Annotated in this window: 18 protein-coding genes; 11 read left to right on the top strand and 7 right to left on the bottom strand. The window is 71.1% G+C overall.

The features are described 5' to 3' along the window. The 10 genes from FMP39_RS02010 to FMP39_RS01965 all read left to right on the top strand — a co-directional run. Positions 1–1,509, top strand: a 1,509-nt coding sequence (locus FMP39_RS02010; RefSeq protein WP_141588337.1) for an NAD(P)/FAD-dependent oxidoreductase, incomplete at its 5' end; no start/stop codon positions are given. Beyond that, positions 1,506–2,516, top strand: a complete 1,011-nt coding sequence (locus FMP39_RS02005; protein ID WP_141588336.1) for a phytoene/squalene synthase family protein — start codon at positions 1,506–1,508, stop codon at positions 2,514–2,516. The genes FMP39_RS02010 and FMP39_RS02005, both read left to right, overlap by 4 nt. Before the next feature lie 60 nt (positions 2,517–2,576). Next, complete coding sequence (locus tag FMP39_RS02000) at positions 2,577–4,034, top strand: NAD(P)/FAD-dependent oxidoreductase (protein WP_141588335.1); 1,458 nt, start codon at positions 2,577–2,579, stop codon at positions 4,032–4,034. Next, positions 4,031–4,957: a carotenoid 1,2-hydratase gene (locus FMP39_RS01995; RefSeq protein ID WP_141588334.1), complete on the top strand. Its 927-nt coding sequence runs from the start codon at positions 4,031–4,033 to the stop codon at positions 4,955–4,957. The genes FMP39_RS02000 and FMP39_RS01995 overlap by 4 nt, the downstream gene beginning before the upstream one ends. Beyond that, positions 4,954–6,078 carry a glycosyltransferase gene (locus FMP39_RS01990; protein WP_141588333.1) on the top strand — a complete coding sequence of 375 codons (1,125 nt, stop codon included), beginning with the start codon at positions 4,954–4,956 and terminating at the stop codon, positions 6,076–6,078. Before FMP39_RS01995 ends, FMP39_RS01990 begins: the two co-directional genes overlap by 4 nt. Then, positions 6,075–6,461 (top strand): lycopene cyclase domain-containing protein, encoded by a 387-nt coding sequence (locus FMP39_RS01985; RefSeq protein WP_141588332.1) that lies wholly within the window; start codon positions 6,075–6,077, stop codon positions 6,459–6,461. The genes FMP39_RS01990 and FMP39_RS01985 overlap by 4 nt, the downstream gene beginning before the upstream one ends. Beyond that, positions 6,458–6,808, top strand: coding sequence for a lycopene cyclase domain-containing protein (locus FMP39_RS01980; RefSeq protein WP_011551022.1), 351 nt, complete (start codon positions 6,458–6,460; stop codon positions 6,806–6,808). The genes FMP39_RS01985 and FMP39_RS01980 overlap by 4 nt, the downstream gene beginning before the upstream one ends. Further along, on the top strand, positions 6,805–7,482 hold the full coding sequence (locus FMP39_RS01975; RefSeq protein ID WP_141588331.1) for a lysophospholipid acyltransferase family protein: 678 nt from the start codon (positions 6,805–6,807) through the stop codon (positions 7,480–7,482). The genes FMP39_RS01980 and FMP39_RS01975 overlap by 4 nt, the downstream gene beginning before the upstream one ends. After that, the gene (locus FMP39_RS01970) at positions 7,479–8,345 is read left to right on the top strand and encodes a MerR family transcriptional regulator (RefSeq protein WP_141588330.1); all 867 of its coding nucleotides are present in this window, start codon (positions 7,479–7,481) and stop codon (positions 8,343–8,345) included. Before FMP39_RS01975 ends, FMP39_RS01970 begins: the two co-directional genes overlap by 4 nt. A gap of 15 nt (positions 8,346–8,360) precedes the next feature. Further along, positions 8,361–9,260, top strand: a complete 900-nt coding sequence (locus FMP39_RS01965; RefSeq protein WP_141588329.1) for a MerR family transcriptional regulator — start codon at positions 8,361–8,363, stop codon at positions 9,258–9,260. 1 nt (position 9,261) lies between these two features. Here FMP39_RS01965 and FMP39_RS01960 read toward each other — a convergent pair whose 3' ends face one another. From FMP39_RS01960 to FMP39_RS01935, 6 genes are all read right to left on the bottom strand, one after another. Beyond that, entirely contained in the window at positions 9,262–10,671 is a 1,410-nt protein-coding gene (locus FMP39_RS01960) for an ADYC domain-containing protein (protein ID WP_228557561.1), read from the bottom strand. Between the two features lie 208 nt (positions 10,672–10,879). After that, positions 10,880–14,767 (bottom strand): SUMF1/EgtB/PvdO family nonheme iron enzyme, encoded by a 3,888-nt coding sequence (locus FMP39_RS01955; RefSeq protein ID WP_141588327.1) that lies wholly within the window; start codon positions 14,765–14,767, stop codon positions 10,880–10,882. After that, positions 14,764–16,512: a sigma 54-interacting transcriptional regulator gene (locus FMP39_RS01950; protein ID WP_141588345.1), complete on the bottom strand. Its 1,749-nt coding sequence runs from the start codon at positions 16,510–16,512 to the stop codon at positions 14,764–14,766. The genes FMP39_RS01955 and FMP39_RS01950 overlap by 4 nt, the downstream gene beginning before the upstream one ends. Positions 16,513–16,694: 182 nt before the next feature. Next, positions 16,695–17,375, bottom strand: coding sequence for a hypothetical protein (locus FMP39_RS01945; RefSeq protein WP_141588326.1), 681 nt, complete (start codon positions 17,373–17,375; stop codon positions 16,695–16,697). Between the two features lie 5 nt (positions 17,376–17,380). Further along, entirely contained in the window at positions 17,381–17,893 is a 513-nt protein-coding gene (locus FMP39_RS01940; protein ID WP_141588325.1) for a hypothetical protein, read from the bottom strand. A gap of 203 nt (positions 17,894–18,096) precedes the next feature. Further along, a complete protein-coding gene (locus FMP39_RS01935; protein WP_141588324.1) occupies positions 18,097–19,620 on the bottom strand; it encodes a hypothetical protein in 1,524 nt (507 codons plus the stop codon). A gap of 181 nt (positions 19,621–19,801) precedes the next feature. On the opposite strand from FMP39_RS01935, the gene FMP39_RS01930 reads away from it, so the two are divergent. Further along, complete coding sequence (locus FMP39_RS01930) at positions 19,802–21,079, top strand: APC family permease (RefSeq protein ID WP_141588344.1); 1,278 nt, start codon at positions 19,802–19,804, stop codon at positions 21,077–21,079. Between the two features lie 74 nt (positions 21,080–21,153). Here FMP39_RS01930 and FMP39_RS01925 read toward each other — a convergent pair whose 3' ends face one another. Continuing rightward, positions 21,154–22,593, bottom strand: coding sequence for a glutamine synthetase family protein (locus FMP39_RS01925; protein ID WP_141588323.1), 1,440 nt, complete (start codon positions 22,591–22,593; stop codon positions 21,154–21,156). Positions 22,594–22,932: the final 339 nt, after the last annotated feature.

Genomic DNA, 22,932 nt, shown 5'->3' with positions numbered 1-22,932 from the left:
GGCGTGGGCGGGCTGGCCGCCGCTGCCCGGCTGGCGCACCAGGGCTTCGACGTCCAGGTCTTCGAGAAGACGCAGGGACCGGGCGGGCGCTGCAACCGATTGCAGGTGGATGGCTTCACGTGGGACCTGGGCCCCACCATCGTGCTGATGCCGGAGGTGTTCGAGGAGACCTTCCGCGCGGTGGGCCGCCGCATCGAGGACTACCTGACGCTGCTCAAGTGCGACCCGAACTATCGGGTCCACTTCCGGGACGGTTCGGATGTCACCTTCACGTCAGAGCTGTGCGCCATGGGCCGCGAGCTGGAGCGCGTGGAGCCCGGCAGCTACGCGCGCTACCTCGCCTTCCTGGCCCAGGGCCGCGTCCAGTACCGAACGAGCCTGGACCACCTGGTGGGGCGCAACTACGCGGGCCTGCGCGACTACCTCTCGCCGCGCGTGCTCGCGCGCATCTTCCAGGTCCGCGCTCACCGCCGCATGTACGGGGACGTCAGCCGCTTCTTCCAGGACGAGCGGCTGCGCGCGGCGATGACCTTCCAGACGATGTACCTGGGCGTGTCGCCCTACGCGTCGCCCGCGGTGTACGGCTTGCTGCCCTTCTCCGAGCTGGGGGTGGGCATCTGGTTCCCCAAGGGCGGCCTGTATGCCATTCCCCAGGCCCTGGAGCGGCTGGCGCGCGAGGAGGGTGTGCGCCTCCACTACGGCGCGCCCGTGGAGTGCATCCTCACCGATGGCGGCCGGACTCGAGGCGTGCGGTTGGAGGGCGGCGAGGTGGTGGAGGCGGACGCGGTGCTGTGCAACGCGGACCTGCCCTACGCGTACGAGAAGCTGCTGGACCCGAAGGCGACGACGCTCAAGCGCAAGGAGAAGCTGCGCTACACGTCCAGCGGCTACATGCTCTACCTGGGCATGAAGCGGCGCTACCCGGAACTCTTGCACCACAACGTGGTGTTCGGCCGGGACTACAAGGGCTCCTTCGACGACATCTTCGAGCGCTTCCGAGTGCCGGAGGACCCCAGCTTCTACGTCAACGCGCCCACGCGCACCGACGCGTCCCTGGCGCCCGAGGGCAAGGACGCGCTCTATGTGCTGGTGCCCGTGCCGCACCAGCACCCGGACCTGGACTGGAAGGTGGAGGGGCCCAAGGTACGCGCGAAGTTCTTCGCGCGCATGGCGGAGCTGGGCTTCCCGTCGCTGGAGTCGGACGTTGAGGTGGAGCGTGTCTTCACCCCGGATGACTGGGCCGGCACCTTCAACCTGGCGCGAGGCAGCGCCTTCGGCCTGTCCCAGAACTTCACGCAGATTGGCCCCTTCCGTCCGTCCAACCAGGACGCGCGGGTGAAGAACCTCTTCTTCGTCGGTGCTTCCACGCAGCCGGGGACGGGGCTGCCCACGGTGCTCATCTCCGCGCGGCTGGTGACGGAGCGGCTGATGACGTGGGCCCACGCGCAGGGCGTTTCGCTGTCGCCTCGGACGGCCGCCGCCACGCCGCTGGAAGGGGTGGCCGCGTGAGCCCGTCTGTCGACAAGGCGCTGGTGGGGCGCGGCTATGTGCTGGCGAAGCAGGTGACGCGCCATCACGCCAAGAGCTTCTTCTTCGCCTCGTACCTGCTCTTCGGCTTGCGCCGGAAGGCGGCGTTCGCGCTCTACGCCTTCTGCCGGCGCCTGGACGACATGGTGGACGGGGACGACGCGGCGAGCGCGGCCGATGCGTTGCCGGTGCGGCTGGCGCGGGCGCGGCAGCGCGTGGCGGAGCTATACCTGCCCATGCCGGAGCTGGCCTCGCGCGAGCTGGGGCCGCCCGCGGACCGGGTGAAGGGCAGCGAGGCCGCGACGCCGTGGGATGCGCGGGAGTTCGCCGCGCTCGAGCACACGGTGCGCCACTTCCGGATTCCGGAGCAGCCCTTCCAGGACCTCATCTCCGGAATGGAGATGGACCTGACGAAGCACCGCTACGCCACCTGGGCGGAGCTGGACCTCTACTGCTACCGCGTGGCGGGTGTGGTGGGGCTGATGCTGACGCCGGTGCTGGGGTGCTCGGACGCGGCGGCGGTGGAGCCCGCGGCCGACCTGGGCCGGGCCATGCAGCTCACCAACATCCTCCGCGACGTGCGCGAAGATTGGGAGCGCGGCCGGGTGTACCTGCCCGCCGAGGAGTTGGCCGCCTTCGGATTGTCGGAGGACGACTTGCGGCGCGGACAGGTGGACGTGCGCTGGCGGTCCTTCATGCGCTTCCAGGTGGAGCGCTCGCGGGCGTACTACGCGCGGGCGGCGGCCGGGGTGCGCTACCTGACGGGCTTCGGCAGTCAGCGGATGGTGCGGCTGATGGGCGCCATCTACGGCGACATCCTGCGCGACATCGAAGCGCGCGACTACGACGTGTTCAGCGCCCGGGCCCACGTGACGACGCGCCGCAAGCTCGCGCTGGCTTCCGCGGCCATGGTGCGGCCCGCCGCGGTGCTTCCTGCCCCCCGGGGCGAGGTGCGCATGCCGCTGCTCCCCACCGGGGCGGGAGGGTGAGGGCGTCATGCGTGGCGAGGGAATGAAGACGGCGCTTCGGCGATGCATGGGTGGTGGAGCGTGAAGCGCACCCGCGTCGCGGTGGTGGGCGGCGGCATCGGTGGACTGACGGCCGCCGGGCTGCTGGCGAAGGACGGGCATGAGGTGACGCTGTTCGAGCGGGGCGCCTCGCTGGGCGGCAAGGCCCAGGCCGTCACCGTGAATGGCATCACCCTGGACACGGGGCCCACGTTGCTGACGCTGCCGCACCTGGTGCGTGGCACCTTCCAGCAACTGGGCGCCGAGGACCTGCTGCCGCGCTTCACGGAGCTGGAGCCGCAGTGCGCCTACCGCTTCGAGGACGGGTGTGACTTCACGGCCTACAAGGACGTGGAGCGGATGGCGGAGAGCGCGGCGGGTGTCCGCCCGGGTGAGCGCGACGGCATCCGCGGCTTCTACACGGAGGCCGCGGCCATCTGGCGGGCCGCGGGCGAGCCATACCTGGAGGCCCCCTTCGAGGGCATGGCGGGCTTCATGGCGCGCGTGGCGAAGCGCGGCGTGGGGGCCGTCGTGGCGGGGATGAAGATGGGCACGCTGCACGAACTGGCGGCCCGGCACTTCAAGACGGACCACCTGCGGCAGTACGTGGGCCGCTTCGCCACGTACACGGGCGCGTCACCCTACGAGGCCAGCGCGGCCTTCGCGCTGATTCCCCACATCGAGCATGCCTATGGCGTGCACCACGTCCGCGGCGGCATCGGCGCGTTGGTGGATGCGCTGGGGCAGGCCGTGCGCCGGCTGGGCGTGCGCATCCACCTGGACATGCGGGCTCGCTTCGAGCGCACGCGCGAGGGCTACCAGGTGGGCCCGCGGGAGGGCACGGAGCGCTTCGACAGCGTGGTGGTGAACGCGGACCCGCTGGAGCGGCTTGCTCGCGCGAAGGAGCCGCTGGCGCTGTCTGGCTTCGTGTTGCTGTTGGAGGTGGAGGGCCGCGTGGCGCTACCGCACCACACGGTGCTCTTCGGTGGTGACTACCGGCGCGAGTTCGACGAGCTGTTCGGCGGACAGCTCGCGTCCGACCCGACGGTGTACTTCTGCAACCCCTCCGCCACCGACGAGAGCATGGTGCCTCCGGGCCGCACCGGGTTGTTCGTCATGGTGAACGCGCCCGCGCTGCCCGTGGACGCGCGCGGCGCGGAGCAGGCCACCCGGGACTGGGAAGCAGGCGCCGAGCGCGTGAAGGCGCAGATGGTGGAGCGCCTGTGCCGGCACTACCCGGCGCTCAAGGGGCGCGTGCGAGTCATCGGCCAGCGCTCGCCGGTGGACCTGGCCGCGCAGGGCGCTCCGGGCGGCTCCATCTACGGCTTCCTGCCGCACGGGAAGTTCGGCCCCTTCCGCCGACCGCGCATCCGCGGCAACACGCCGGGCCTGTTCTTCGCGGGCGGCGGCACGCATCCAGGCGGCGGCGTGCCGCTGGTGATGTTGTCCGGCCGCTTCGCCGCGGAGCTGGCTTCGCAGCACCTCCGGAGGGATGCATGATGCGCTTGGCGAAACTCCCCGCCCTGCCGGATGCGGCGGGCACCTACCGCTGGTTCTATGCGGACGTCACCGCGGGGCCCTACAGCGCGGTGTGCATCTTCATGCTGGGTTCGCTGTTCTCGCCCCGGTACTCGGTGGCGGCGCGGCGGGGCGGACGGCCGCTGGAGCACAGCGCGGTGAACTTCGCGCTGTACCACGCGGGTGTGCGGCGGCTGTGGGTCCTCAGCGAGTACGCGCGCGCGGAGCTGGATGCTCCGGGCCGGCTGCGTATCGGTCGCTCCACGCTGTCGTACGAGGGGGACGGCACGGTGCGGATGGCCGTGGACGACGGGACGGCGCCGTGGGGCCGGCCCGTGCGCGCCAGCCTGACGCTGGAGCCGATGACGCCCGTGGGCGAGGTGGTGCAGCTCATGCCGGGGCTGCCGCACTACTGGCAGGCACTGGCGCCTCGCTCGCAGGCACGGCTGGAGGTGTCCTCGCTGGGCATCGAGGCGAGTGGCCTGGGCTACCACGACACCAACCACGGCGGAGAGCTGCTGGGCGCGCGGTTGTCGGGGTGGCACTGGGCTCGCACGCACCGCGAGGACGAGACGGTGGTGGACTACCACCTGCCTGAAGGTGTCGCGCCGCTGCGAGTGGTGGCGGGCGCGCGCGGAGTGCGCTGCGAACGGGGCCCCGCGTTGGTGGAGGCGCGGCCCACCCACATCACGGGCTGGGGCCTGCGCGTGCCGTCACGCCTGCACGCGGGCAACGTGGTGGTGGGACAGCCGAAGCTGCTGGAGTCGTCGCCCTTCTACGCACGGCTGGAGGCGCGCCAGGGGCCTCTGGACTCGCTGGGCGAGGTGGCGGACTTCCGTCGCTTCCACTCGCCCTTCATCCGCTGGATGGCGCACTTCCGCACGCGCATGGGACGGGCGGCATGAGCGCGCTCGTCCTCGCGTCCCTGGCGTGGTGCGCCGTGGCCACGGGCTTCAGCGCGGTGGCGTGCGTGCGTCTGTCGCGCGCGCGGGCTGGCGCTGCTCCCCAGCTCGGTGCGCTGCCGCCCGTGTTGCTGCTGCGCCCGGTGGACGCGCCCACGCCTCGAGAGCTGGAGAATCTGGCGCAGTCCATCGACTACGCCGGGCCGTTGGAGCAGGTGGTGGTGTCGCCCTACCGTCCCCGGCTCGCCCCGGGCGTGCGGTGGCTTCCCAGCGATCCGCTGACGCCCAACCGGAAGGTGGGACACCTGATTTATGCGCTGGACGTGTTGCCCGTGGGCGACCGGGTGGTGCTGTCGGTGGACGCGGACGTGGCGGTGACGGGCGCGCTGGTGGAGGGCCTGGCCGTGCCAGTGGCCGTGGGCGCCGCACTGAGCACCGCGGCGCCGCTGCCAGTAGGGCCTCGGGACGGCGCGAGCCGGGCCATGGCGGGCCTTCTGCGTTACACCCACCACAGCTTCCGGGCCCTGGATGCGATGAGCGCGGGCGCCAAGGCCGTGTGTGGCAAGGCCTTGGGCTTGTCTCCCGTGGCCGTGGCGTCGCTGCGGCGGCTCGCGGACCACATCGGCGAGGACCTGGAGTTGGCCAAGCGTCTTCACGCTCAGGGACTGGGTGTGGTGCTGAGCCGCGCCCCGGCGGTGGTCCCCCTGGACGCCGAGGTGCCCTGGGCGGCGCCCCTGTCGCGCTTCACGCGCTGGATGCAGGTGCTGGCCAGTCACCGGCCCGCGCTGTATCCCACGGTGCCGCTGCTCTTCACGCCGACGCTGCCGCTGACGGTGCTGGCCGCGGCGCTGGGGTCGCCCGTGTTGGCGGGCTCGGTGGTGGGATTGGTGGCCGTGCGGACCTTGCTGGCGCTGCGGTTGGCCGGGCTCCACGCGCCGGTGGCGGACGCGGGGCGGGCCTACGCGGTGACGGACTGGTTGTTGGGCGAAGCGCTCTTGCTGGCGGCCTTCCTGCGCTCGCTGTGGCAGCAGGGCACGGTGACGTGGCGAGGGCAGACCTATGCGTTGCGACCCGGAGGCCGAATGATACGGGTGGCTCCGGAGCTGAGTGGAGGACCCGGATGACGTACGCGCGATTCCTCGGGCTGTTCGTGGTAGTGCCCATTCTCTTCCTGGCGTGGCGCTACCGCCGCACCTTCACGGCCAGGAGCCTGGCGCCCATGGGGCTCCTGCTCATCGTCGTGTATGCGGCGACGTCGCCCTGGGACAACCTGGCGGTGAAGTGGGGCCTGTGGGGCTTCGACCCCGAGCGCATCTGGGGCATCAAGCTGGGGTACCTGCCGCTGGAGGAGTACCTCTTCTTCGGCCTGCAGACGCTGCTGGTGGGGCTGTGGGCCCAGGCCCGGCTGGCGCGTGCGCTGGCGCCGGATGCCCAGGCGACTCGGCCCGCGGCGGAGGCGGGTGAGCGCCGCGATGGCGCGCTGACGGCTCGGGAGGTGGCGCCATGATGGAGACGAAGTGGGCATACCTCATCCACCTGTTGGGCTGGACGCTGCCGGTCATCGCCTTCCAGTTGGTGGTGCTGGTGCGCCACTACAAGGAACGCTCCGGCGCGGTGCTCAAGGCGGTGCTGCCGCCGGCCTTCATCATGGGGCTGTACCTGTCCATCGCGGACCACCTGGCCATCTCCACCGGCATCTGGAACTTCGGTGAAGGCAAGCACCTGGGCGTGTACCTGGGCGTGGTGCCCCTGGAAGAGGTGGTCTTCTTCCTGATTACCAGCGTGTTGGTGTCGCTGGGCCTGGCGCTGTTCACCGGGTTGGTGGCGCTGCTGGGGGAGGCCCGGGCGTCGTGATTCACGCGGCGAAAGGCGGCCCGCTGGGCTGGGCGTGGGACCGGTACATCGGATGGAAGTTCCGCTCGGCGTTCCGGGGATTGTGGGTGCGCGGGACGCTTCCGCCGGGAGGGCCGGGCCGGCTGGTGTACCTGAACCACTCCAACTGGTGGGACGGCTTCGTGCTCAACCAGCTCTGCCAGACGGCGGGTTGGGACGGCTACTGCCTCATGGATGAGGAGAACCTGCGCCGCTACCGCTTCCTCACGCGCATCGGTGCCTTCAGCATCCGGCGCAAGGATGCGACGTCGCCGGTGGCGTCGCTGCGCTACGCGAAGGAGCTGCTGCGCAAGCCCCGCGCGGTGGTGTTCGTCTTCCCGGAGGGCGAGCACCGCCCCTTCGGCGTGCTCCCACTGCGACTGGAGCGGGGCGTGGAGCTGCTGGCGCGGGTGGCGAAGGTGGAGTGCCTGCCCATCGCGGTGCGCTACGGCTTCTTCGAACACGAGCGTCCAGACGTGTTGCTGGAGGTGGGCACCCCGCATCCGCCTGGTGACATGTCCGTCTTCCAGGAGGGATTGGAGACGGTGGTGCGGCGACTGGCGGCGGTGACGTCCATGGAGGGCTTCACGCGCAGGGTGTCCGGAGCGCGAGGCGTGGCGGAGCGCTGGGACGCGGCCCGGGGGCTGGCGTCATGACGTTGCGCATCCGCACCATCGCGCGCATGACGGGCATCCGCGAGGCGACGCTGCGCGCCTGGGAGCGGCGCTACGGCTTCCCACGTCCGCTGCGCAGCGAAAGCAACAACTACCGCGTCTATTCGCGCGAGGAGGTGGAGGCCGTCCGCCGGGTGGCCCGGCTCATCCAGGAGGAAGGCCTGTCGGTGAGCGAGGCCATCGCCCAGGTGAAGACGGAGCCGCCGCGTGAGCAGCCCGAAGCCGAGCGCCTGAGCGAGCGCTTCTGGTCCTCCGTGGGGGTCCTGGAAGGGGATGAGGTGACGCGCGTGCTGGATGACGCGCAGACCGTCATGGACGTGGAGGCCTACTGTGACGGCTTCCTGCTACCCCTGCTGCGGGAGATGGGCGTGCGGCTGGACGTCGCGCGGGAGCACCTGGCCTCCGCCCTCATCCGTCAGCGCCTGCGGCAGGTGTATGACGCCCTGTCCTCCGCGCCTGCCGGCCCTCGTGCCCTGCTCGCCTGCCCGGCGGGGGACCACCATGAAGGCGGCCTGCTGCTGCTGGGCATCCACCTCAAGCGCAAGGGGTGGCGGGTGACGATGCTGGGCGCGGACACCCCGGCGGCGGCGCTGCAAGGGGCCTGCGTGCAGGTGCGGCCGGACGTGGTGGCGCTGTCCTTCGTGCGCGCCCGTGCGCCGGAGGAGTTCGCGTCCGTCCTGGAAGACGCGCTCCGGGCCTGCGCGCCCTTTCCCGTGGTCGTCGGCGGGCTGGGGGCTCGCGAGCACCTGAAGGCCATTTTCTCGCTCGGCGCGCAGTACGCGGAGTCGTCGGAAGAGCTGGTGGCCATCTGGAACCAGGTGCGCAACGCTCAGAATCGCCCGTAGTCTTGCCGTAGCGACATGGCTGAGCGCACCTATCGAATCAACATCGCCGCGGAGTTGGCAGGAGTCCGGGTGGAGCTCATCCGGGCCTGGGAGCGCCGCTACGGCGTGCTCACGCCGCGCCGCACCCCCGCGGGCTACCGCGCCTATACGGACCGGGACGTGGCGGTGCTCAAGCAGCTCAAGCGGTTGACCGACGAAGGCGTGGCCATCAGCGAGGCGGCGAAGCTGCTGCCTCAGTTGATGGAGGGGCTGGAGGCGGACGCCGCGGGGCGGGGGGCCGGCCCGGACGCGCGACCACATGCGGAGACGTGGCGGGAGTCCGTGCTCGCCGCCGCCCAGGCGTATGACCAGCCGCGCGTGTCGGACGTGCTCGACGAGGTGCTGGCCGCGCTGCCCCCGCTCAAGGCCTTCGATGAGGTGCTGGCGCCCCTGCTCTGCGACGTGGGCGAGCGCTGGGAGTCGGGCACGCTGACGGTGGCGCAGGAGCACCTGGTGTCGCAGATGGTGCGGGCGCGGCTGGTGAGCCTGCTGCACGCGGCGCCCTTGGGGCGGCACCGGCATGGCGTCCTGGCGTGCTTTCCGGAAGAGGAGCACGAGATGGGCCTGCTGGGAGCGGCGCTGCGGCTGCGGCACCTGGGCGTGCGGGTGACGCTGCTGGGGCAGCGCGTTCCCGCGGAGGACCTGGGCCGCGCGGTATTGGCGCTGCGGCCCGACTTCGTGGGGCTGTCCACGGTGGCCAGCCGGAGCGCCGAGTCCTTCGAGGACACCCTGACGCGTTTGAGGCAGGCGCTGCCCAGGGGGCTGCCCGTCTGGGTGGGCGGCGCCGCCGCGCGCTCGCACCAGTCCGTGTGCGAGCGGTTGGCGGTGCACGTCTTCCAGGGCGAGGAGGACTGGGACCGCCTCGCGGGTACGTGAGTCAGGGCGTGTTGATGGCGGAGTGGTTGAAGACGCGGCTGCCGTAGTACTGGGCCGCCTGCGCTGCGTCGTCGCAAATCTCCGCGCACTTGCCCGGGGCGTAGGGCGTGTTCGGGTCCCTGCAGTCGTTCACGATGTTGCCGTTCTCATCGTAGATGGGGGGATTGAGCGGCACGCAGGGCGCGGTCAGGTGCTTCCAGCGCAGGTGGCTGAGGCACGCGGGGCCCGCGGTGTTCCAACCCGCTTCGAAGGTCAGGTCATTCGAGCTGGAGTCCGGCGAGGGCGCGGAGATGATGGCCGGCGTCAGGGCGTCCCAGGGACGGATGCGGGTGCCGTCCAGGGTGAAGGATGTTCCCTGGCCACAGTAGTCGGCGCGGGCCATGCGGGTGCAGGACCAGTGCGCCTCGGTGACGGGCCCGGGCGTCGCGCCGTCCAGCCACGGCTGGTAGCCCCAGCGGTAGCACTTGGCGATGACGCCCGCGTCGCAGCCCAGCGTGAAGCCCCGGGGGCTCTCGTACCGGGTTCCCTGCAGGTCGAAGAGTCCCTTCACTGGAACGGCCCAGTTCGCCCCAGTCGGGCACAGGGGCACGGACGCCGTCGTGTAGCGCACCTGGTAGAGGAAGGTGTACCCGCTCGGCTCCCACATGCCGGAGCCTTCGGTGTTGGGGAGCGCGTTCCCGTTGATGACGTCCTCGACCACCAGGGCGGGGCCCGTGGACGGCTGACGGAGCCGCGCGCCAATCAGTTCCTCGCCTCGGAGGACCTTGCGTGTCGTGGGGTAGGTGCTCGACCGGCTCGTCAGCTGCATCACCCAGGTGGTGTTGGGCGTGCCCGGTCCCGCGAGCGCGGTGTACACGCCGCTGGAGGGACAGGTGAACGTGACGGCGGGGCAGTTGTTGAGGGAGAAGCTGCTGTTGGCGGAGGCGAGATAGCCCGGCCCCTGGTGCTCGCACGGGGCCTCGCCCGCGCAGACGCGGACCACGGGGGCCCCCGTACACCGGTTTCGAAGGGAGCCGCTGTCGCCTCCCACGAGCGCGACGGCCTTTCCTGGCGAACAGACGCCTTGCCCGTCCACGATGAAGCCACAGCTTCGCGTCTCGTTCGCGGGCGCCCCCCCGCCGCAAAACATCATGCTCGGCGTGGTGCCATCCACGGAGAGGGGCATGTTGGCCACGATTTCCCCGCGCATCAGTTTCAGGGTGGCGACCCGGAGCGCACCGTCGTGCTGCACGAGTGCGTCGTCGTACATCACGGTGCGCACGGGAGTTGCGTGGAGCTGGGTACCTTGGGAGTGGGAGTCGGGGTCCTCCTCGTCACCCGCGAAGGCTTGCTGGGTCAGCGCCGTGTCCGTTTCGTCCACGGGGGGCGCGCAGGCGGAGAGCAGGTAGATGGCGAGACAGGGCGGGAGCATGCGGAGGCGGAGCGTCACGTGAGACACCTCGGTCATCGTGGAGTACGCGGTGACAGAGCATCCGCCATGCCACCCAGCGCGTGCCGCCCGGTGGCCGGTGTCCCTGGCAGGACTTGCAGGCAGCCGTGTCCTGGCATGCGTTGCGGGCAGGAATGGACGGCAAGGATTGCCAGGGGGCTGGCAGGGATTGCCGGCTGGGGACGCCCGTTCAGGGGCGCGGCGTGGCGCAGACGCGAAAGCCGATGAGGGCCTCTCGCTGCGTCCGCTCCACGCGGTCCCGGTTGGCGGTGTGGGCCGTCAGGTCGCTCTGGTACCAACTGCCACCCTGGGCGGACGGCTTCTCCGGGTCCACGTCGGAGCGCGTCCACTCCCACACGTTGCCCACCATGTCGTCCACGCCGAAGGGGCTCCGCGAGCGCGGGTGGCTGCCCACTTCGTCGGGGCCGAAGCCCCAGGGCTCCCGGCCATAGGTGGCGTCATGGTTGGCGTCGTCGGGCGCCAGCCAGTCGCCCGCGGGGTAGCGGCGGCCGTCCGCGCCTCGCGCGGCCCGTTCCCACTCCCGCTCCGTGCACATGCGCGCGCCCGGCACCTGACCGGTACGGTCCAGCCACGCCACGTAGGCCAGGGCATCGTCGAAGGAGACGGCGGACACGGGGAAGCGCAGCCAGTCCTGCTCCTGCCGGCGGTCCCGCTTGCCGTAGCGCAGTCGTTCACCGTCCCTCACGCTGTAGCTGGCAGACGCGGGGCGCAGGGTGAGCCGCCAGCGGCCATCCGGCTCGTGGGCCAGGTCCACCACGGTGAGGCGGCGGCGCGAGCCCGGCATCCGCGCGGCGCGCTCCTCCGGGGGCAGCGTCTCCAGGAAGGCGATGTACTGCGCGAACGTCACCTCGTGCCGCGCGATGAGGTACGCGCCCGTGTCCACGCGATGCAGTGGCGGCGCGAAGAAGAAGGCACGCCGCAGGTACTCGCTCTCCGACGCGCCCTGGAGGAAGCGTCCGGCGGGGATGTGCACGAAGCCCTCGGGTACCGACTCCGCGGCTGGAAGGGGCACGTCCAGCGCCAGCCGCTCGCCGGATGCGAGGAGCACGGGGACGCGCACCGGAAACCGGCCCGGCGCTTCCAGCACCAGGAGGTGGGACCCCGCGGGCAGTGCCACCTCGTGCAGGGGCGTCTGCCCCAGGTCGCGTCCCGGGACGGGCGCTCCCTCTGCCGTGGGCTCCAGCAGCCGCACGCGAGCGCCCGCGGGCTCGCTGGTGAGCGTCAGCCGTGCCGGTGCCGTCAGCCCCCGGCGCAGCTCGCCCATGGGGTCATGGGCCCCGAGCCGCGCGAGCCACTGCGCGCGCTGCTCGGGTTGGCGTTCCTGTTCGGCGAACTCCACGCGCGTTACCAACAAGTTGGCCATGAGCGGGCTCACCCGAGGGTTTCCGGGCGCCAGACCCCAGGCGGCCTCCAGCTCCGACATGGCGCGCAGCGCGGTCTCCTCCACCGCCTGCCGGGTCTGTTGGGCGCGGCTCCACACGGCTTCGGCCGCTTCGCGGTTCTGAGGGCCCGGCGTGTCGAACAGGGTGAAGGCTTCGGCGCTCAGTTGGTCCAACTCGGCGCGGTGCATGTCCAACGCGACCTGCTGCGCCTGGGCCTCGTCCAGGTGGCGGTTGATGCGGGCATCCAGTTGCGCCCGGGCCTGCACGCGAGTGACGCCCACCACGCCTCCCAGCACCAGGGGCACCAGGGCGACGGCCAGCCAGCGCGTCACCCGGCGCCGACGCACGGCCCTTCGTGAGCGGGAGAGGAAGTCGCGCTCCCGCGGCTTCTCGACATGGGAAAGGCCCGCGGCGCGGCTCTCGGTGAGCTGCCGCTCGCCGTAGAGCAGCTCGGGCGGGTGGCCCAGCCGCTCCCACTCCGCGGCGGCGCGCTCCAGGCGCATTCGCACGGCCCGGCGTTGCTCGTCCTGCCCCAACCACCCGCGCAGGGTGTCCCAGCCGGTGACGAGGCTCTCATGGGCCAGCGTGTACACGCCGTCTCCGTCCTCCGCCTCGCCCGCGGTGAGCAGCCGGCCGCGCACCAGTCCGTCCAGCACCGCGCGTCCGGCGTCGTCGTCGGGACCACGCAGCAGCTCCTCCTGGGTGCGGCGCAGGCGCGTGCCCTCGGGCGTCACCAGCTCCAGGAGCATCGCCCGGGCGCGAGGCCGTTGCTCCGGCCGGAGACGGGCGACCACGGCGTCCGCGTGACGGGCCAGCGCGCCTTCCACGCCGCCCAGGGCCTCCAGTGCGGCGGCGGGGATGAGCTGGCGTTGGGAGTCTCGTGCCTCCCAGAGTGCCTCCAGCGCGAACTGGAGCAGGGGCAGTCCTCCCTCGGCCCGCGCCGCGGAGGCGACCAGTGCGTCCACCATGGCGGGGCTTTCGAAGCGCATGCCCAGCACGCGGAGGGGGCCCGCCACGGCTTCTCGCAGCCCGTGTTCGGAGAGGGCGCGCAGCAGGTGGAGCGCGCGCGGAAGTTCATCACCCAGACCTGGGAGCGCCACCAGCCGTGTGAGGCAGTCGCTGCGAGCGGTGGCGAGGAGGCGGAAGCGGGGCGCGCGACGCAGCACCAGGGCCAGTTCCTCGGCGAGCCGGGCCGCCTGCGTGGGCTCCGAGAAGGTGACGAGCTCCTCGAGCTGGTCGATGAAGAGGAGCAGGGGTGGAGCGTTCGTGGGCCGGCGGCGCAGGGCTCGGGCCAGGACGCCGGGCTCCTCGGTGGCGAGGCGTGCGCGCAAGGCATCCGCGCTCTCTCCGACCACGGGGGCTAGCAGCTCCACCCAGGTCTCCAGCGGACGGCGCCCGGGTGTCCCGGAGATGACTGCCCATGCGGGCCCGCCATCCTCCAGGCCGCTCTGGCTGACAGCAGCGAGAATGCCCGCCCGGCACAGCGAGGATTTGCCCACGCCGGAGTCGCCCGCCAGCAGGACGAAGGTGTCGCCGCGCAGCCGGTCCAGGACCTCTCGCAGCTCGGGTTCGCGGCCGAAGAAGACGCTCCGGTGCGCGGCATCGAAGGCCCGCAGGCCCAGGTAGGGATTGCCAGCCGGGATGGCACTGGCGCGCGTGGGCGTGCTCAGCGCTTCGAGTGCTTCCCGAAGTGCGTCACCCGACTCGTAGCGCCGGGCCGGGTCCGCGTCGACGCATCGGTCCACGATGGCGGCGAAGGCTGGCGACGCTCCTGGTGCGCGCTCGGCGAGGGGGGGCGGGGGGCGCTCCTGTATCGCGGCCCCGAGCTGCTCCAACGGTACGCCCTCATGGGGCGCGTGGCCCGCGCACAGTTCGTAGAGGAGGACGCCCAGCGCATAGACGTCGCTGGCCCGGCTGGCGGGCTCACCGCGCCACAGCTCGGGCGCGAGATAGAGCGGCGTGCCTGGAACGAAATCCTGGCGGGCCTCATCGGCGTGTGGCGATGGGGCGTCGCTTGCCCCGGTGTCGGGGCGCGGGCCGGTATCGCGCCCCTGCATGATGGAGAGCGGCCGGGTGTCCGTGGGCCGTGGCCCAGGCATCGGCCGGGTATCTTTGGGGCTCGGTCCTGGTGACGCCGGAACGTCCGCGCCCGCCGCCGAGACGGGGTGCTCCTCCTCCGCGAACGCGGACTCCGCGAGTCCGAAGTCGAGCAGCTTCACCTCGCCGTCCTCGGACAGGATGGCATTGGCGGGCTTGATGTCCCGGTGGAGGATGCCGCGCCGGTGCGCCGCGGCCAGCCCTCTGGCGAGCCCAAGGCCCAACGCGAGCGCCCGCTGTGCATCCACCGGCCGCTGCAATCGGTCCAGCGGCTCTCCTCGGATGAGCTCGGACACCAGGTAGGGCTGGCCGCGCACCTCGCCGACGCGGTGGATGGCCACCACGTTGGGGTGCTGGAGCCGGGCGATGGCGCGCGCCTCCTGGAAGAAGCGCGCGCGCGCCGCCGCGTCCGGCAGCCGGCCCTGCGCCGTGGCGATGAACTTCACCGCCACCTGCCGGTCCAACAGCGTGTCCTGCGCCAGGAACACCTGTCCCATGGCGCCGTGCCCCAGGGGGCGCAGCAGCCGGTACTCCTCGAACTCCGCGGGGGGATCCAATCGCCCGGAGGAGGATTTCATCCGATGGGCGGCCCTTTGCGGGAGGTGCGGGGTTGCAGCCCAAGCTGCTTCAGCTTGAACGAGAAGGTTCGGATGGGCATGCCAATCATCGCCGCCGCGCGAGTCTGGACGCCCTCTGCCTCATCGAGCGCCTCCTGCATGCGGTGGCGCTCCAGGTCTCGAATCTCCTGGGCCAGGGGAACCCGCGTCTTCTGGGGCGACACCCGTTCGGCCACCGCGGGAGCAGGTTCCAGGTCCTGCGCCAAGGACTGCGCGGGCGCGCTGGCGCCACGAGGCTGCATGCGCGAGGGAAGGTGGTGCGGCTCCACCACGTTCTCCGGCACGGCGGCCGCCGCGTAGTCCATCAGGTTGCGCAGCTCGCGCACGTTGCCGGGCCACGCATGGCGGGACAGGGCATACAGCGTGCCCGCGGACAGCTCCATCTCCTCACGGCCCAGCGACTGGCACGCCCGGGCCAGGAAGTCGCGCGCCAGGAGCGGCACCTCGCGCGGGCGCTCTCGCAGCGGTGGCAGCAGCACCGTCGCCGCGCCGAGCCGGAAGTACAAGTCCTCCCGGAACCGCCCCGCGGCCACCTCCGCTTCCAGGTCCCGGTGCGTGGCGGCCACCACGCGCAAGTCGATGGGGCGCTCCCGCACGTCGCCCACGCGGGTGATGCGGCGGACCTCCAACGCACGCAGCAGCTTGGCCTGCGCGGAGGGAGGCAGCTCGCCCACCTCGTCCAGGAAGACGGTGCCGCCCTGGGCGCTCTCCAACAGGCCCACGCGTGTGGTGTTGGCCCCCGTGAAGGCGCCGCGCTCATGGCCGAAGAGCTCGCTCTCCACCAGCCCCTCCGGCAGGGCCGCGCAGTTGATGGCGATGAAGGACTTGTCCGAGCGCGGAGACCAGTGGTGCACGGCGAAGGCGGCGTTCTCCTTGCCCACGCCCGTTTCACCGCACACCAGCACGGGCAGCTCGCTGGCCGCCAGCCTGCGCAGCAACGCGTAGAGCTGTGCCATGGCGGGGTCCGCGACCAGCACGGTGCGGTCCGCCAACGTCAGGCGGGTGATGCCTTCAGCCGCGGGAGCCCACGCACCGGACACCGCGGTCCGGGCCGCAGCACGCGCCGCCGCCACCAGGGACTCCGCGTCGCAGCCGTCCGAAGGACAGGTCGCGATGCCCAGGCGCCCCTGGGGACATGCGGCCAGCAGCGCACCGACGCGCTCACCCAGGCCATCCTCGCCCGGCTCTCCGGAGACCTCGGGCATCATCCACAGCAGGTGAGAGCTGTCCAGCCAGCCCGCGGCCTCCGCGGGGCCCGCCTCCGCCGCCAGCAGTGCCTCCGCGGCTTCGTGTCCCACGCAGCCCTGCTGCGGCAGCGCGAGCACCAGTGCGGTGAGCGGCCTGCCATACCGCAAGGCGCGTTCCGCTTCCTCGCGCAGCCGCGCCATCAGCCGTTCCGCCTGGAGCGGGGCGTGCGCGGGCGCGGCGCGTGCACGCGTGCGCACCACCGCGACCACCGCGCCAAAGGACACCACGTCACCGGACAGCAGGGGCTGCGCGGTGTCCACGGGGCGGCCGTTGAGGGTGGTGCCGTTGTGGCTGCCCAGGTCCACCAGACGCGCGCCTTCCTCCGTCAACACCAGACGCGCATGGCGGCGTGACACGCTGTCGTCGCGCAGGCACAGGTCCGCCTGTTCGTCGCGGCCCACCAGCACCACGCCTTCGGCGGGAAGAGAGAACCGAGACGTCGAGTCTCCCTCCAACACCAGGAGATACGAGGCGCCGGAGTCCGAGGATTCCGGCGCGCTCCCAAGAGGGCGCGTGTCGCGGGCACTGGGCTGTGAATGGGCCATGTCGGGCCTGCGAATGCTGGCACGCCCACACTGGACCGGGCAACCGGGGGGCCGCCCGGGCATGCGCCGGCTCGGATTCCACACGTCTGGCTGGCTCATGGCCGCAGCGTCATTGGAAGAGACTCCCCCGCACGCGACAGGTAGATGCGCGAGGCCAGCCGGCTTCCGTCGTCCGCGAGCCGCATCACCGCCTGTCCCTGCAGGCCGTTCACCATCATCAGGGATGACAGCAATTCCGCGCGTGCCTCGGCCGCGTCATGCTCCACCTCCAGCACACACATCCGGGTGCGGCAGTCCACGCGCGTCAGACGTGAGCCCGCGAAGTCCGGACCGCTGAACGCACGGGTGACGAGCGTCTCCGTCTGTCCCGCCCATTCCCTGTCACGCGGCTCGGTATGGGCGGCGGCCTGCAGCTCGGCTTCCAACTCCTGTCGCCGCTCCTCGCGAGCAACCTCCAGCGCGGCCAGGGTTTGCGCGGTGGGCGCAGCCGCCTGGGTTCCGGGCGCTGCCGCTTCTTCGGGCAAGGGCAGCGGCGTGGGGCGCCCCACGGACTCCACGCGTTGCAGCAGGTGCCCGTGTCCCCGGCGCAGCGCCTCCAGCTCCGCGCGCAATGCCCGCACCTCCGACGTCAGGTCCGCTGGGGACCCGGGCCGGGCCTCGGCGGCTTCCGCGCGCGCCGGTGTGGCTTCGGGCGTGGCCCCCCACATGCTCCACCCACCGGCGGCGGCAACGGCGGCCGTGGCCAGACCCAGGATTCCCCAACGAACCTGTCGCATGGTGGCTACTCCGTGACGACGAAGCTGGCGAGGACGGACGCGTACGTGCTGGAGCCGCTGGTGTACTGCCCCGGCAGCACGCAGCGCAGGCTCACGTAGCCGTTGATGCCCGCGAACACCGACGGGAGGTTGATGGAGAAGGAGTTGTGGTTGGCCGTGTCCGCGCCCCAACTGGAGCACGCAGAGGACGAAGCCAGGGAGGAGCCGTCCTTCTCGGCCACCGTCGCGGTGCAGCAGACGTTCTCCGTCAGGTGCGGGTCCAGCGCGGTGACGCTGACGGACAGCGATTCAGAGAAAGAGGGCGCGGCGATGTTGCGCTGAATCGGGCAGACGACCTCGAGCGTATTCGCGTTGGAGTTGAGGAGGCGGCCACTGCGGAAGACGGTCGGGTTGTGGAAGCCCGAGACCGACGTACAGAGCGCGCCCGAGTAGGTCGCGGTCCCCGCGAAGGCGGGCAGGGTGCTGAGCATCGCGAGCGCGGCAACGGACTTCGACACGAACGAAAGCGACTTCTTCATGGAGCTCTTCCTGGCTTCACGCCTCGTCGCGGCACCGCGTCATGCGGGCCGGCGGAGCGTGGCGAGCAGGGGAAGAGCAACCCGGATGCCAGCCATTGCACGGCGTCCGTGCCGGGGAATCCATGGCAGGTGAAGCAGATGTTGCCGCGCCCGCGCCATTCCGGTGCGGCAAGGCTTGCCAACCCCGGCAGGACTTGCCGTTTCTACGGCGAGGTGGCGGGCGGTGTCTGGGCGGCGGTGGTGGGGGCCAGCCGATGGAGCGCCGGAGGTGACGCGCTCAGCGCCCCCACGTAGAGGCGGCCGTGAAAGCCCTCCGCGAGCGGCTGCGGGAAGAGCCGCACCCCGGAGGCGATGTCGGGCTTCTGCCGGACCTCTTTTGTGGGACTGATGGCGAACACGTTGCACTCCACCGCGTCCCAGACGTTGAAGCGGCAGGAGAACTGCGTGCCTCGCGTGAAGCCCACGTCGAGCGCGCGCACCGACGGGAGGACCTGGGCCAGCCGCGCTCCCAGCGGCGCATAGTCGCTGTCCCAGTTCACGCCCGCCGTCCGCACGTGCGTGCCACCCGCGAGCACCAGCGTCCAGGCCTGGGCGCGTGTCTGCTGGTGGGCCAGCAGGTGCCGGGCCATCTCCGCCTCGCGCTCGTTGCCCTGGGCCTTCTCGGCGTCGAAGGCCACCACGGAGATGTCCTTGCCAGCGGCGCGCAGCCGGCGTGCCTGTTCGATGAGCCAGAGCATGGCGCTGCTGCTGCGGCCGTCCTGATAGGTGCGGCGCCAGAAGGGGCTCTCGCTCATCATCGACTGGAGGTCCTGGTGCTGACCCGGGCTCGCCAGGTAGGTCTCCAGCAGCGGCTGCTCGGAGGCAGGCAGCGACAGCGCCAGCGTCACCGGCAGGCCCTGGGCCGTGGCTTCACAGAGCATCCGCAGCGCCGCCGCGGGCAACTCCCGCGTGCCCAGGGGGTCCGCCAGCAGCAGCACGTGCCCTGGCGCCATCAGCGGGCCGGCGCCGTCCACCGGGGTGCCACACTCCGGCGCCTGCTGCGCCTGCTCCGTCTGTCCTCCTTCTGGCGTCACGGAGCGGATGGGCACGGGCGCGTTGCTGCCCACCAGCTCCAGGGCGGGCACCATCTCCAGCCGTTGCAGCAAGGTCCGCTCGATGTCCAGGTCGCGCACGCCGCGCACCATTCGCATGCGCTCCATGCCCGGCGCGTTCTTGAACGGGTCCTCCATGGGAACCGCCCGGGGGCCACTGGGGCCGTTCGCGTAGGTGAAGGCGTCCCGTGTGGCGTCAAAGGGATGGGCATCCAGCGCGGCGAACATGGCCGCCTCCCGCTTGCCCGCCACCTGTGGCGGAATCTCCAGTTGGGTCTCCATCTCGTTGTAGCTGAGCCGGAAGACGCGCACGACGGTCTGCCGCGGCCCCAGCCGCTCGCCCTTGATGTAGTAGCGCTCGATGGTGCGCAGGCCCGGCATGTTCTTTCCGGGCTCATGGGCGGAGGAGAACATCTCCAGCCCGCCTTCCTTCTCCATGACGTCGTAGCGCTGCTCTTCCAGGATGCGGCGCGCCACCATCATCGCGTCCTCGGCGGGGACGATGTACACCAGCTCTTCTGCCGGCGTTTCGTACTCGCCCGTGTCCTCGTTGGCCGTGGCGCCGAAACCCCGGCTCAGCGTCGCGCAGCCAGCGCACATCAGAGTCAGTCCCATCAGCGCACCGTGAAGCCGCATCGAACCCTCCTCAGGGCCGTGCTTCAGGCAAACGGCCTGGATGTCGGGCTGAAACGCTCGGCGCCCACAACCATATCGGGGGGACCCACCCGGTGCGTTGGTGTCAGGCGCTGAGGTGTAGTGAACTACCTCCGTGCCGGTTCCTTCCTCCGCCCCCGCTGTCGCATCCGCGTCGCGTCCGGTGGGGCCGTTCCAGCTCCTCTCGCTTGGCGTCAATGGCATCGTCGGCGTCGGCATCTTCTTCGCCCCGGCGGAGGTCGCCGCGCTGGCGCCGGGGGCCAGCGCCATTGCCGCCTTCGCGCTCACCGGGCTCGCGTTGATACCGGTGGCGCTGGCCTTCGCCGTGCTGGGCCGGCGTTTCGACGCGGACGGCGGTCCCGTCCTCTTCGCGCGCGCGGCCTTTGGAGAGCGGGCGTCCTTCCTGGTGGGGTGGGTGGCCTACGTCAGCGCGTTCCTGAGCACCGCCGCGGTGGTGGCGGGCCTCTCCCAGGCGGTGGCGCCCTCCCTGGGCCTGGAGGGCGCCCTGGGGCAGTCGGTGCTCGCCTCCGTCCTCGTCACGGCGCTGGCGGGCGTGGTGGCGTCCGGCATCCGCGTGTCGGCGGGGACCTGGACGGCGCTCACCGTCTTCAAGCTGCTGCCGCTGGCCGCGTTGCTGGTGGCGTTCCTGGCGCTGTCGGGGCCACCTCCCGCCGCGGCGGTGCCCGCGGGCCCGGCCGTGGACGTGTCGTGGCTGCGGGCGGGGTTGACGGTGATGTTCGCCTACCAGGGCTTCGAAATCGTCCCGGTGATTGCGGGGCAGGTGCGCTCGTCGTCGCGCACCGTGCCGCTGGCCACGGTGGGCTCGCTGCTGGTGGCGGTGCTGCTGTACGTGGGCCTGGTGTGGGCGTGCGTGGCCGCGCTGCCGGAGCTGGCCTCACAGGCCGCGCCGCTGGCCGCGGCGGCGGGCGTGTGGGGCGGGCCCGGGCTCGAAGGGTGGGTGAAGGCGGGCACCAGCGTGTCCGCGCTGGGCATCTGCCTGGGGATGATGGTGACGACGCCGCGCTACCTGTCCGCGCTGGCGTCGGGCGCGCACACGCTGCTGGGGCTGGACGGGATGTCCGCCGGAGGCGTGCCGGTGCGCGCGCTGGCTGTCACCTGGGCGCTGGTCCTGCTGTTCGTCAACCTGGGTGACCTGTCGGAGCTGTTCGCCCTCTCCAGCATCGCGGTGCTGATGCAGTACGGCGTCACGTCCGCGGCGCTGGCCGCGCTGGCCTGGCGGCGCGAGCGGAGGCTGCGTCCACTTCACGCCTTGCTGGCGGTGCCCACGCTGGGGCTGGGGCTGACGTTGGTGGCCTTCGGCGCCAACCCACGTGAAGGCGTCACCATGGCCCTCACCCTCATCGCTGGCGTGGTGCTGCTGCGGCTGTCGCGGCCCCGGGCTTCCGAGCCGTCAGCGGCGCTTCGCAGCGAGCCGCTGTAACGGACGAAGCCGCCGCCTCCCCATGTCGCGGGAGGGCGGCGGCTCCTGAAATCCGGCGGTGCGGACGTCCGTTCCTAGAACTGGTTCCAGAGGTACTGGTTGGTGACCTCGTGGTGGAACTTGACCTCCGAGTACTTCACACGGGTGCCCAGCTGCTTCGGGCTGCGCTCGGCCGTGCTCGTCTTGAGCTCGGCGAACTTGCTCTGCACGCCCTCACCCAGGATGGACGCCACGAACTGGCTGCCCTTGAAGATGCGGATGGCGTCGAAGATGTTGTCCGGCAGGAAGCGGGTGCGGCTGCGCTTGGTCTCCGCGTCCTCCTGCGGCTGCGGGCCCTCCAGGCCGGTGCGCAGCAGGGTGTAGAGCACCAGGTACGGGTTGGCGTCCGGCGCCACCGAGCGGCACTCGATGCGCGCGCTGCGCTCGTTCCCGAAGGGGATGCGCACCATGGCACCGCGGTTGTTGGCGCTGGCCTTGATCTGGTTGGGGGCCTCGAAGTGCGGGTCCAGGCGGCGGTACGCGTTCACGCTGGAGTTGAGCGTGAGGCAGATGTCATTCGCGCTGGTGAGGAGGCGGTCGATGAAGTCCCAGCCCATGGGGCTGAGGCCATCCGGTCCGTTCTGGTCGTGGAAGAGGTTCTTCCCGCCCTTGGACAGCGACAGGTTCATGTGCATGCCGTTGCCATTGACGCCCGTCACCGGCTTCGGGAGGAAGCTGGCGGTGCAGTCCAGCTGCGCGGCCACCTGGCGGCTGAGCAGCTTGTAGAGCTGAATCTGGTCGGCCGCGATGAGGGCCTCGCTGTACGAGAAGTTTATCTCGAACTGGCTGGGCGCCACTTCGGGGTGGTCCTTCTCGTTCTGGAAGCCCATGGCGCGCTGGGCCTCGGCCACCTTGTCGATGAACGTGCGCAGCACGTCACCGGGCAGCGAGTGGTAGTAGCCGCCGGTGGAGATGAAGTCGAAGTGGCCCTTCTCGTGGAAGTGGTGCTCGGCGTCGCGGCCCTTGAAGAGGAAGCCCTCGATTTCAGGCGCCGCGTGAACCACCGTGCCGTCTTTCTGGTACATCGACTCGGTGAGCTGCTTCAGCCGGCCACGCAGGTCGGAGTGGTACTGCGTGCCGTCACGCTCGTGCACCTCGCTGAACACCAGCACCTTGCCCGGACCGAAGATGTCCGAGGGCAGCCAGTAGAAGGCGCTCCAGTCGATGTTCAGCCGCAGGTCGCTCTCCTGCTGCGCGGAGAAGCCCCGGATGGAGGAGCCGTCGAAGGTGAGGTTGTCGGCGCTCTTGATGAGGAACTTCTTGTCGTAGTCCAACATGTGCAGCCGACCCTCGAGGTCGGTGAAGCACACGGTGACCGCCTTGATGGCGCGTTCCTTCGTCAGGTACTCGATGCGCTCATCACGGAGCTTCTCCGGCGCGATGTGCTTGAGGCGCTGCTCCTTGACCTTGAGGTTGCGCTCCTCGAGCTCGTCGTAGGGAATCTCCAGGAACGTCCGTAGCCCCTTCGCGTCCATTGTTCGTGCCTCCCAGGCCGGATTCTTCGCCGTCGGTGCGGCGGGATGAATCCGTGGGCCCTGGTATTTACATTTGCCGAGTGGAAATCAAGCCCAAATCTGAAGATGTGGAGCATAAAATCTTAGCAATGAAACCTTCGGAGCCCGCTGGATGACACTCACGCCTGCCAGGGGGGCCCCCGGTCGGATGGCCGGTGGGCACTGGGGCGGCCGGGGACGGTGGGGCTGGACCGGGGGCGGCTCTGGCACTGGATAGGCCCGTTGCGGGCGTCCGGGAAGTGGGCCGAGTGGCCGTGGGGAGGGCGCCCGGTCGGCGCCAGGCAGGCGGGCGAATGCCGC

It is taken from the genome of Myxococcus sp. AB056, from assembly GCF_006547365.1.
Classification (GTDB): domain Bacteria; phylum Myxococcota; class Myxococcia; order Myxococcales; family Myxococcaceae; genus Myxococcus; species Myxococcus virescens.
Note: the sequence above shows the minus strand (reverse complement) of the source record. Positions and strands in the feature narration are given on the sequence as shown.